Source organism: Streptomyces sp. L-9-10, from assembly GCF_004151105.1.
Classification (GTDB): domain Bacteria; phylum Actinomycetota; class Actinomycetes; order Streptomycetales; family Streptomycetaceae; genus Streptomyces.
In genome coordinates this window covers 41731-52595 of record NZ_PHRF01000124.1, presented here as the reverse complement: position 1 = coordinate 52595, position 10865 = coordinate 41731, and the positions used below count along the sequence as shown (strand labels likewise).

At 70.6% G+C, this 10865-nt stretch carries 9 protein-coding genes; 1 reads left to right on the top strand and 8 read right to left on the bottom strand.

Going from position 1 to position 10865, the window contains the following annotated elements; translation table 11 throughout:
- Nucleotides 1-399: 399 nt before the first annotated feature.
- Nucleotides 400-1407, bottom strand: coding sequence for a stage II sporulation protein M (locus tag CU044_RS29215; RefSeq protein WP_129771763.1), 1008 nt, complete (start codon nt 1405-1407; stop codon nt 400-402).
- 167 nt (nt 1408-1574) lie between these two features.
- On the opposite strand from CU044_RS29215, the gene CU044_RS29210 reads away from it, so the two are divergent.
- Nucleotides 1575-2501 carry an RDD family protein gene (locus CU044_RS29210; RefSeq protein ID WP_129771762.1) on the top strand — a complete coding sequence of 309 codons (927 nt, stop codon included), beginning with the start codon at nt 1575-1577 and terminating at the stop codon, nt 2499-2501.
- A 41-nt stretch (nt 2502-2542) separates the two neighbouring features.
- On the opposite strand, the gene CU044_RS29205 is transcribed toward CU044_RS29210, so the two are convergent.
- The 7 genes from CU044_RS29205 to CU044_RS29175 form a co-directional block, all read right to left on the bottom strand.
- A complete protein-coding gene (locus tag CU044_RS29205; RefSeq protein ID WP_129771767.1) occupies nt 2543-3157 on the bottom strand; it encodes a hypothetical protein in 615 nt (204 codons plus the stop codon).
- A gap of 232 nt (nt 3158-3389) precedes the next feature.
- Nucleotides 3390-4847 (bottom strand): adenosylhomocysteinase, encoded by a 1458-nt coding sequence (ahcY, locus tag CU044_RS29200; RefSeq protein WP_129771761.1) that lies wholly within the window; start codon nt 4845-4847, stop codon nt 3390-3392.
- Nucleotides 4848-5162: 315 nt separating this feature from the next.
- Nucleotides 5163-6146 (bottom strand): cation diffusion facilitator family transporter, encoded by a 984-nt coding sequence (locus CU044_RS29195; protein WP_129771760.1) that lies wholly within the window; start codon nt 6144-6146, stop codon nt 5163-5165.
- Between the two features lie 88 nt (nt 6147-6234).
- The gene (gene manA, locus CU044_RS29190; RefSeq protein WP_129771759.1) at nt 6235-7404 is read right to left on the bottom strand and encodes a mannose-6-phosphate isomerase, class I; all 1170 of its coding nucleotides are present in this window, start codon (nt 7402-7404) and stop codon (nt 6235-6237) included.
- Nucleotides 7405-7721: 317 nt separating this feature from the next.
- A complete protein-coding gene (locus tag CU044_RS29185) occupies nt 7722-8957 on the bottom strand; it encodes an SIS domain-containing protein (RefSeq protein ID WP_129771758.1) in 1236 nt (411 codons plus the stop codon).
- 82 nt (nt 8958-9039) lie between these two features.
- The gene (locus tag CU044_RS29180; protein ID WP_046508144.1) at nt 9040-9222 is read right to left on the bottom strand and encodes a Trm112 family protein; all 183 of its coding nucleotides are present in this window, start codon (nt 9220-9222) and stop codon (nt 9040-9042) included.
- Nucleotides 9223-9478: 256 nt separating this feature from the next.
- A complete protein-coding gene (locus tag CU044_RS29175) occupies nt 9479-10837 on the bottom strand; it encodes a phosphomannomutase/phosphoglucomutase (protein ID WP_275670232.1) in 1359 nt (452 codons plus the stop codon).
- Nucleotides 10838-10865: the final 28 nt, after the last annotated feature.

Below are 10865 nucleotides of genomic sequence, written 5' to 3'. Positions count from 1 at the left end.
ATCAGACTCTTTCGTGTCCGATTCCCCGTCGGAGCGGGGCCGCCTTCCAGTTTTCCGCTTTCGCGTTTCCCTTTCCGGCGATTCCGACTCTATCAGATTCATTCGGCGTGTTCTGCCTCGTGAATTCCGATGACCTTCGGATTGGTCTTGCCTTTCGGCTGATCCGACTTTAGCAGAAACATTCAGGCCGATTGATCGGGCCTTGGTGGTCTGGATGTCGAATCGAAGGGGCCGCATGGGAATTCGATTCCCGTTGCAAGCCGCATAGAAATGATCAATCGCTCTCGCAGTATGTCCTACTTCGAGGCAACCGTTCAAATCTACCTCCCCACATCAACCGTGTCAACGGTCGTTGTGGGGCGAAGAGGAGACTAACAGGTGTCGGGCGCGGTACGCACATCAGGCGGCGACCGGGAGTTCGGCGCTGCGGTCGGCGGCGTCCACGTCTCCCGTCTCGCCCGCTCGTACGGCCCGTCCGCCAAGGATGTAGACGTAGCAGAGGAAGGCCACCTCGGCTGCTACGCCGATGGCGATCCGCGCCCATGTGGGCAGGCCGGACGGGGTCACGAAGCCTTCTATCAGGCCCGATACAAACAGAACGAGCGCCAGACCGATGGCCATGCCGAGCGCGGCGCGGCCCTGCTGGGCCATGGCGGTGCGACGGCTGAACGGACCCGGGTCGATCAGGGTCCATCCGAGTCGGAGTCCCGTACCCGCGGCGACGAAGACCGCTGTCAGTTCGAGCAGGCCGTGCGGGAGTATCAGCCCCAGGAAGATGTCGAGGCGGCCTGCCGAGGACATCAGACCGATGCCGACTCCCAGGTTGAGCACGTTGACGAAGAGGATCCAGATGACCGGGAGGCAGAGGAACGCGCCCAGGACGAGGCACATGGCGGCGGCCTGGGCATTGTTCGTCCAGACCTGGGCCGCGAAGGACGCCGCCGGATGGCTCGAGTAGTACGTCTCGTACTCACCGCCGGGCCTGGTCATGCGGCGCAGCTCGTCCGGGGCCGCGATCGCCGACTGGATCTCGGGGTGGGCACCGATCCACCAGCCGATGACGGCGGCCAGGAGGGTGGAGAGGATCGCCGTCGGGATCCACCAGCGCCGGGAGCGGTAGACAGCCGCGGGAAAGCCGGCTGTCAGGAACCGGGCGGCGTCGCGCCAGGTGGCCCGGCGGGCTCCGGTGACCGTGGCACGGGCTCGGGCCACGAGCTGGGTGAGGCGCGCCGTGAGCGCCGGGTCCGGGGCGGTGGACTGGATCAGCGAGAGATGGGTGGCCGTGCGCTGGTAGAGAGCGACGAGTTCGTCGGCCTCGGCTCCGGTGAGGCGGCGCCCGCGGAGCAGGAGCTGGTCCAGGCGGTCCCACTCTGCGCGGTGGGCTGTCACGAAGACATCGAGGTCCATGGTCGGCTGCTGCTCCAGGCACTGGGTGCGTACGGTCCGTACTACTGCGCGGCCAGCGCACCGCTGCCATTGCCACCGGCACTGCCACTGCCGCGACGCGCTGCGGGCCAGCTTGGCAGACTGAGGAGTTCAGGGGCAGGGAAGGTCCGGCGATGGGTGGGGCACCGGTGAATGAGCTTGTGACGGGCGACGCGGTGGTACTCGGGCTGCGCCCGGCGAGGCTGCCGAGCCGGGCGCTGGCACTCGTGATCGATCTGGTGGTCGCCTGGACGGCTTATCTGATGGTGTCGGTCGGCATCGCTCTGTCGACGGGCTCCCTCGACGAAGCGGCGGTCATGGCCCTGTCCGTCGCGTCGTTTCTGCTGGTCCTGGTGGGCGGTCCGATCGCCGTGGAGACCCTTGGCCATGGACGGTCGCTGGGGAAGATGGCGTGCGGACTGCGGGTGGTACGGGACGACGGCGGGCCCATCCGGTTCCGGCAGGCGCTTGTGCGCGGGGCGATCGGGGTCGTGGAGATCCTGCTGTCGTTCGGGGTCATCGCGTGCATCGCGTCGCTGGTCTCGGCGCGGGGCCGGCGGATCGGGGACGTCTTCGCCGGGACCCTGGTCGTACGGGAGCGGGTGCCGGTGACGCATACGGCCATGGTCCCGCCGCCCCCGCCGTGGCTCGCGGGGCGGTTCGCCGAGCTGGACCTGTCCGCCGTGCCGGACGATCTGTGGCTCGCGATACGCCAGTACCTGACGCGGATGGGGCAGCTCGACGCCGGGGTGAGCTGGTCGATGGCCGAGCGGCTCGCGGGGGAGCTGGCTGCGCGGACCGGGGCGCCCGCGCCGCAGGGGATCCCCTCGGGCGCCTATCTGGCCGCCGTCGTGCACGAGCGGCAGGCCCGGGACGCCCGACGGACCTTCGGTGCCTCCCACGGCCCGGTGCGTGTGCCCAACCAGGCCCCGGCCGCCGCTCAGGGCGGGTTTCCGGTCCAGGCCGCCGCTCCAGGCCACTTTCAGGCTCCGGCTGCCGCACCGCTTCCGTCCACCGCGCCCGCGCCGTCCGAAGCCGGACCGTCCCCGGTCACCGGGTTCGCCCCACCGGCGTAGACATCGGGGTCGGGCAGGGCACGCGTCGCGGCATCAGGGCGTCAGGGCAGGACCGACGGCGGGGATTCCAGGTCTTCGAGCTCGATGCCGGGCGCCGAGAGCACCACGTCGCCGGCGAGGTGAACCGTGTGCTGTTCCCCCGTGTCCAGGGCGCTGACCTGGTATTCGTCCACGGTCAGGGGTCCGTTGTCAGTGGCGTGCGCTTCACTGTTCACCAGGGCCCAGGACTGATCGAGAGTACGGGGAGCGAGGACGGGATCCGTGAAGGCGACGAGGCGTACGCGGGTCGCGGGCGAGCCGGGGGTGAGACGCAGCAGTCGCGCGGTCGCGACGAGGAACGCGGGGGAGGTGCCGGTGAAGGCATGGGCACGGACGTTGCCTTCGGTGGCATGGGTGCCGGTGGGGTCGGTACGGACCCAGGTGACGCCGTCGAGTGCGGCGCCACGGATCTGCCAGCTCGCCGCGTGGAGTTGAAGACGGATGGGGCGGCCGAGCTCGTCGAGGGCCAGATCGACGGAGCCGGAGTGGTCGCCGGAGGGGGTGGTGATCTGAGAGACATAGCGCCAGCCGGAGGGGCCGGGCGCGCAGTGGAAGTGTTCGTCACCGAGAGGAGCGTGATCGTGCGGATCATGGAGCGAATAACGGCCGCGGGGCATGGGGTCTTTCCGGTCCTTCGGGTCCTCGGCGTCTGACACCTTTCCTCGCCGCGCACGGGACAGGCCCCCGACACGGGGGTGCGGGGGCCTGTCCGGTACCGCGGGGGTACCCAGGGCGTAACGGGATACCTGCTGAGGACTGAGGTACGGGGCTGTCCGGCTACGTGCTGCCCGGCTGTATCGCCGTGCAGCTCGGTGTACAGCCGGACCGCCCGTACCTCAGAGGGTGTGGTCAGTAGCGGTAGTGCTCGGGCTTGTACGGACCGTCGACCTTGACGCCGATGTAGTCGGCCTGCTCGGGACGGAGCGTCGTCAGCTTCACACCGAGCGCGTCGAGGTGGAGGCGGGCGACCTTCTCGTCCAGGTGCTTCGGGAGCACGTAGACGTCGGTCGGGTACTCCTCCGGCTTGGTGAACAGCTCGATCTGGGCCAGGGTCTGGTCCGAGAACGAGTTGGACATCACGAAGGACGGGTGACCGGTCGCGTTGCCCAGGTTCAGCAGGCGGCCCTCGGACAGGACGATGAGCGTCTTCCCGTCCGGGAAGGTCCAGGTGTGGACCTGCGGCTTGACCTCGTCCTTGACGATGCCGTCGATCTTGGCGAGACCGGCCATGTCGATCTCGTTGTCGAAGTGACCGATGTTCCCGATGATCGCCTGGTGCTTCATCTTGGCCATGTCCGAGGCCATGATGATGTCCTTGTTGCCCGTGGTCGTCACGAAGATGTCGGCGATACCGACGACATCGTCGAGCGTCGAGACCTGGTAGCCGTCCATCGCCGCCTGGAGGGCGCAGATCGGGTCGATCTCCGTGATGATCACGCGGGCGCCCTGGCCGCGCAGCGACTCCGCGCAGCCCTTGCCGACGTCGCCGTAGCCGAAGACGACCGCGACCTTGCCGCCGATGAGGACGTCGGTGGCGCGGTTGATGCCGTCGATCAGGGAGTGGCGGCAGCCGTACTTGTTGTCGAACTTGGACTTGGTGACCGCGTCATTGACGTTGATCGCCGGGAAGAGGAGGCTTCCGTCGCGGTTCATCTCGTACAGGCGGTGCACGCCGGTGGTGGTCTCTTCGGTGACACCGCGGATCTCGGACGCCAGGCGGGTCCACTTCTGCGGGTTCTCGGTGAGGGTGCGGTTCAGCAGACGGAGGATGTAGCTGTACTCCTCGCTGTCCGCGGTCGCCGGGTCGGGGGCCTCGCCGGCCTTCTCGAACTCGACGCCCTTGTGCACCAGGAGGGTGGCGTCACCACCGTCGTCGAGGATCATGTTCGGGCCGCCGGTGGGCGTGTTCGGCCACGTCAGGGCCTGCTCCGTGCACCACCAGTACTCCTCCAGCGTCTCGCCCTTCCAGGCGAAGACCGGGACACCCTGAGGGTTGTCGGGGGTGCCATCGGGGCCGACCGCGATGGCGGCCGCGGCGTGGTCCTGGGTGGAGAAGATGTTGCAGGACGCCCAGCGGACCTCGGCACCGAGGGCCGTCAGGGTCTCGATGAGGACCGCGGTCTGCACCGTCATGTGCAGGGAGCCGGTGACACGCGCGCCGGCCAGCGGCTGCGTGGCCGCGTACTCCTTGCGGATCGACATCAGACCGGGCATCTCGTGCTCGGCGAGGGTGATCTCCTTGCGGCCGAACTCGGCGAGCGAGAGATCGGCGACCTTGAAGTCCTGTCGGTTGGCGACAGTCGTCATAACGAGCTGCTCCTCGTAAATCGGGTCGAGGGTGGGTACGTGCGGCTGGCTCTGCGGCGGAGGGCATACGAATGCCCGGACCCCCGCGGCACAGTCCGTCGGAGGCCCTCTCTCCCTCGGCCGGTCCGCGACTGCGGGCCGCCCGACCGCCATCAGCAGCGACGTCTGGCTCTGCAGACGAATCTACACCGACCGGCCCACGGCCCCACAGCCGAACGGAAAACGGATCATGAAGCGATCACGGATGGACCACGGGTTCGAGGCGTGGAGCCGGGGATGAAGCCGGGAGGGAAGCCGGGGGTGGAGCCGGGAGGGTCAGGACTCAGTGGTACTGCTGGGGGCCGGACTCGCCTGGTCCTTACCGGGGTTGGTGCCCGCGGCGGCGGCCGACTCGCTGTAGATGTCCGGCTCCAGATAGATCACGCGGGCGATCGGGACCGCCTCGCGGATCCGGGACTCGGCGGCGTTGATGGCCTGGGCGACCTCACCGGCCGTGTCGTTGTGCTCGACCGCGATCTTGGCGGCGACCAGCAGTTCCTCGGGACCGAGGTGGAGCGTACGCATGTGGATGATGCCGGTCACCACATCGCCGTCAACGAGCGCGGTCTTGATCTTCTCCACGTCCTCGGTGCCGGCGGCCTCGCCGAGGAGGAGGGACTTCGTCTCGGCGGCCAGTACCACCGCGATCAGGATGAGGAGGATGCCGATGCAGAGGGTGCCGATGCCGTCCCAGATGCCATTGCCGGTCCCCAGGGCCAGCCCCACACCGGCCAGGGCGAGCACGAGACCGACGAGCGCGCCGAGGTCCTCCAGGAGCACGACGGGGAGTTCGGGGGCCTTGGCGCGGCGGACGAAATCCGTCCAGGAGAGCGAGCCGCGCGTGACGTTCGATTCCTTGATGGCCGTACGGAACGAGAACGCCTCCGCGATGATCGCGAAGACGAGCACACCGACCGGCCAGTACCAGGCCTCGATCTCGTGGGGGTGCTTGATCTTCTCGTAGCCCTCGTAGACGGCGAACATGCCACCGACGGAGAACAGCACGATCGAGACGAGGAAGGCATAGATATAGCGCTCACGGCCGTAGCCGAAGGGATGCTGCGGGGTCGCCTCGCGCTTCGCCTTCTTGCCGCCGAGAAGCAGCAGCCCCTGGTTGCCGGAGTCGGCGAGGGAGTGCACGCTCTCCGCGAGCATCGACGACGAACCACTGAAGAGGAACGCCACGAACTTGGCTACTGCGATCGCGAGGTTGGCGCTCAGCGCCGCCACGATCGCCTTGGTTCCGCCTGACGCGCTCATTGGGTGCGAGGTGTCCCTTCATCGGTGCTGCGGCCCTGGCGCCGCGGTACGGCGGGACATTGTTGCAGCCGCCGGGGCGGCCGGCGCATCAGACCACCACTGTGGCCCGGAACACGGTGCCCGTACCGGACAGTTCGGCCTTCTCGCCCGCCGCGACGAAGACCGAGCCGCCCGGGGCCAGCTCGATGTCGTTCGCCAGCGGTGCGCCCGCCGTGCAGAGCAGGATCTGGGGCGTCGCGGCGGTGAGGTCGCGCGGCTCGGCGCCGGGCGCGAGGGCGTAGCGGGAGAGCCTGAACTCGTCGATGGGCGTCTCGTACAGCTCCTCGCCCGTGGGCGAAGCCTCCGGGCGCAGGACACCGGGCTCGGTCGCCTCGAAGCGGACGATACGGAGCAGCTCGGGCACGTCCACGTGCTTGGGGGTGAGCCCGCAGCGCAGGACGTTGTCCGAGTTGGCCATGATCTCGACGCCGAGGCCGTCGAGATAGGCGTGCGGGACGCCCGCGCCGAGGAAGAGCGCCTCGCCCGGCTGGAGTTGTACGTAGTTGAGCAGCATGGCGGCGATGACACCCGGGTCGCCGGGGTAGTGGTGGGCGATCGACACGTACGGCGCGTAGTCCCCGCCGAGCCGGTCCGCCGCCGCGGCGGCCTCGGTGACGGTGGCGGCCATCTCGTCCGGATCGGCGGTGAGGACGGCGGTCAGCACCTCACGCAGCGCGGCCTCTTCGGGGTGGGCGCGCAGGAGATCGACGTACGGCTTGAGCGAGTCGACGTCGAGCCGCGCGAGCAGTTCGGCGGTCGCCTCCGGGGCGCGGAAGCCGCACAGGCCGTCGAAGGGGGTGAGCGCAGAGATCAGCTCGGGCTTGTGGTTGGCGTCCTTGTAGTTGCGGTGGGGCGCGTCGATCGGGACACCGCGCCGCTCCTCCGCCTCGTACCCCTCCTTCGCCTGGGCGAGGTCGGGGTGGACCTGGAGGGAGAGCGGGGAGCCGGCGGCGAGGAGCTTGAGGAGGAACGGCAGACGGGGGCCGAACTTCCGGACCGCGGCCGCGCCGAGTTCCGCCTCGGGGTCCGCGTCGATGACGGCGGAGAGCGCCTGTTCGCCGGAGACATGGCCCCGGTCGAGACGGGACGGGGCTCCCGGGTGGGCGCCCATCCACATCTCGGCCTGGGGCTCACCCGTGGGAGCGGTGCCGAGCAGCTCCGGGATGGCGGTGGTCGAGCCCCAGGCGTAGGGGCGCACGGTGTTGGCGAGGCGGTCCATGGAGTGAGCTTTCTCGTACGGGGTGACGGAACGGCGGCGTGCGGTGGCGGCACGGATGTGGCGAGGGTGAAGGTGTGGTGAGGGTCAGGGGTGAGGTGAGGTGAGGACGCGGATTCGGGGCTGGTCGGTCGCAGGGCGTGGGGCCTGGTCGCGCGGGACGGGTTTTGTACGGGCCGAGTCGCGCGGCCGGGTTGTACGGGCCGGGGCCGGCTCACGGGTCATGCGCGGCCAGGTTCCGGCTCGCGGCTACGAGGGCCGGGCCCGGCTCACGACCACCGCGGCCTGGTCCGGCTACGCCTACCGGGGCCGGGTCCGGCCTACGCGGGGGCGGCCCCCGCGAGGGCCAGATAGACCGTGGCGAAGTCGGTGACGGCGACCAGCTCGGCGAGGGCCTCCAGCTCGCTGCCCTCTTCGGGCTCCAGCTCGCTGATGGCCGTGTCATGGCCGAGCGCGAGTTCGCGGGCGGCGGGGGCCGCGGTCAGTCCGCCCGCCGGGCGGTCCCGGAGCAGGACGACACGGGCGCGCCACGCCTGCGGTTCCTCGACCCGGTCGCGGAAGAAGTCGTCGGGGTCGGCGGCTCCGCCCGCGAAGTGTCCGGCGAGCAGCGCGCTGTGGGCCGGGAGGGCTTCGGGCAGTTCGGCGGCGAGGGCGGGGCGGCCGGTCAGTTCGGCCAGTACGGCGGCGAAGCGGCGCCCCGCCGGGGCGGCGGCCGGGCCCTCCGTCCAGATCAGCGGGAGGCTGTCGGCCAGCTCGGCGGCGAGGGTCTTGGCCGGGTTGCTGTACGTCGCGACGGCCGGGCCGCAGCGTTCGGCGGTGCGGTCCAGTCGGTCGGCGACGAGTTGGAGGGTCTCGGCCGGCGCGGTGAGCAGCCCGACGCGGTCCAGGAGCGCGAGCAGCGGGACGAGCAGGGCCCAGAGCGCGCCGGGGCCGGCTACCGGTGTCTCCTCGGGCTCGTACCACTCATCGAGGCCGGACCGGCCGGGTTCACCGGCCTGTCCGTGCGGGGCGCTCTGGCCGTTGTGGCCGCTCTGTCCGTACGGGGGGCCGCTCTGGCCGTTCGGTGCCGTCGCCATCGGGACCATCAGTCCGTGCGTCCCGCCGACGACCTCGCTCAGCGGCGACTGACGCGGGGCGACGGCGACGACCGTACAGCCGCGGCGGTACGCCTGCTCGGCGAGGAGCGCGAGGCCGGGCTCGCTGCCCTCCGTGGTGGCGATCAGCAGCAGGTCCACGGGGCCCGCCCAGCCCGGGAGCGTCCAGCGCAGCGCGCCCGCCGCGGCGGCGACGCCGGTGGGGCGGAGCCGGGTGACGGGCGCGGCGTTCGTGGTGAGCGCGGCGATCAGGTCGGCGACGCCGGTCGCGGCGGCGCCGGAACCGGCGATCAGTACGGCGCGTGGACGGCCTTCCGGCGCGAGTCCGGTGATACCGGCCTCCGCGGTGTGCCGGAGGGCGGTGCGCACTCTCGCTCCGGCCTCCGCGGCGCCACGCAGCAGACCGGTGTGGTCGGCGAGGGCCAGGGCGTCGGGAGCGTCGAGCAACGACTCGTCGAGCATGGGGTTGGGCCTCCGATCGCCGGGCGCGGGCCTCGCGGGCACGGGGCGTTGACGCGGGGCGTTGTGGGCAGCGCTTGCTGGGTCAGGCGGGGCGGCGTGCCTCGTCGACGAGAAGGACCGGGATGTCGTCCCGTACCGGATAGGCCAGACCGCAGTCCTCGCCGGTGCAGATCAGCTCGGGGGTGTCGGCCGCGGTGCGGTCGCTGAGCGGCGCGTGGCAGGCCGGACAGGCGAGGATCTCCAGAAGGCCGGCTTCGAGCGGCATGGGGATGGGGTCCCTTCGTGCGGGTGGATCGGGCCATGTCAGCGTACCGCCGGGCACTGTCCGGCGGGGACCGCCCGCCGCCCCGGGCCGGGCCGGGGCGGTCCGGTCACCGCGGGCGTTACCGGACCGGGCGGTTCCGGTCACCGCGGGCCGGGTCGGACCAGGCGGGTCGGGTCACCGCGGGTCGAGCCGGCCGCCGTACCGTCCGCCGTCGGCCGCCCGGACACGCCCTGACGGCACCCGGCCGCGCGCGGGGCTACGCGCGGATCAGCGCCAGCGCCTCGTCCCTGACCCGCTGCATCGTCGCCTCGTCGCGCGCCTCGACGTTCAGGCGCAGCAGCGGCTCCGTGTTGGAGGGACGGAGGTTGAACCACCAGTCCGGCGCCGTCACCGTCAGCCCGTCCAGTTCGTCGAACGTGACGCCCTCGCGGGCGGCGAAGGCCGCGCGTACCGCCGCCGTGCGGGCCCGCTGGTCGTCGACCGTGGAGTTGATCTCTCCGGAGCCCGCGTAGCGGTCGTACGAGGCGACCAGCTCGGACAGCGGTCCCTGCTGGCCGCCGAGCGCCGCCAGGACGTGGAGTGCGGCGAGCATGCCCGTGTCGGCGTTCCAGAAGTCGCGGAAGTAGTAGTGCGCGGAGTGCTCGCCGCCGAAGACCGCCCCCGTACCGGCCATCTCCTGCTTGATGAAGGAGTGTCCGACGCGGGTGCGTACGGGCGTGCCGCCGTGTTCCCTGACGACCTCGGGGACCGACCAGGAGGTGATCAGGTTGTGGATGATCGTCCCGCCCGGGTACTTGGCCAGCTCGCGCGCGGCGACCAGGGCGGTGATCGCCGACGGGGAGACGCCCGCGCCCCGCTCGTCGACGACGAAGCAGCGGTCGGCGTCGCCGTCGAAGGCGAGTCCCAGATCGGCGCCCTCGGCCAGGACGCGGGCCTGGAGGTCCACGATGTTCTTCGGGTCCAGCGGGTTGGCCTCGTGGTTCGGGAACGTGCCGTCCAGTTCGAAGTACATCGGCACCACGTCGAGCGGCAGATCCGCGAAGACCGTCGGTACGGTGTGCCCGCCCATCCCGTTGCCCGCGTCCACGACGACCTTCAGCGGGCGGATCGCCGAGACGTCGACGAGGGACAGCAGATACGCGGCGTAGTCCGTGAGGGTGTCCCGCTGCCTGAGATGGCCGGGCTTGGTGACCGAGGCCGGAGCGCCGTCCGTCAGCCAGCCCTCCGCCAGGGCGCGGATCTCCGCCAGCCCGGTGTCCTGGCCGACCGGCGCCGCACCGGCCCGGCACATCTTGATGCCGTTGTACCGGGCCGGGTTGTGGGACGCGGTGAACATCGCGCCGGGCAGGTCCATGTCCCCCGACGCGTAGTACAGCTGGTCGGTGGAGCACAGTCCGATGATCGTGGCGTCGGCTCCGCGCGCGACGGCGCCCCGGGCGAAGCTCGACGCCAGACCCGGCGAGGAGGGCCGCATGTCATGGCCGATCACGATCGCCTCGGCGCCGGTGACCTCGACGAAGGCGGCACCGAAGAGCTCGGCGAGCCGGTCGTCCAGTTGATCCGGGTACATCCCTCGCACGTCGTACGCCTTCACGATCTGCGACAAATCGGCCACGGCCAACGCCTCCAGAGGTTCCTGTCAC

Coding starts and splice junctions, on each gene's coding strand:
- CU044_RS29215 (WP_129771763.1), bottom strand. CDS start 1,407: ATGGACCTCGATGTCTTCGTGACAGCCCACCGCGCAGAGTGGGACCGC.
- CU044_RS29205 (WP_129771767.1), bottom strand. CDS start 3,157: ATGCCCCGCGGCCGTTATTCGCTCCATGATCCGCACGATCACGCTCCT.
- ahcY (WP_129771761.1), bottom strand. CDS start 4,847: ATGACGACTGTCGCCAACCGACAGGACTTCAAGGTCGCCGATCTCTCG.
- CU044_RS29195 (WP_129771760.1), bottom strand. CDS start 6,146: ATGAGCGCGTCAGGCGGAACCAAGGCGATCGTGGCGGCGCTGAGCGCC.
- manA (WP_129771759.1), bottom strand. CDS start 7,404: ATGGACCGCCTCGCCAACACCGTGCGCCCCTACGCCTGGGGCTCGACC.
- CU044_RS29185 (WP_129771758.1), bottom strand. CDS start 8,957: ATGCTCGACGAGTCGTTGCTCGACGCTCCCGACGCCCTGGCCCTCGCC.
- CU044_RS29180 (WP_046508144.1), bottom strand. CDS start 9,222: ATGCCGCTCGAAGCCGGCCTTCTGGAGATCCTCGCCTGTCCGGCCTGC.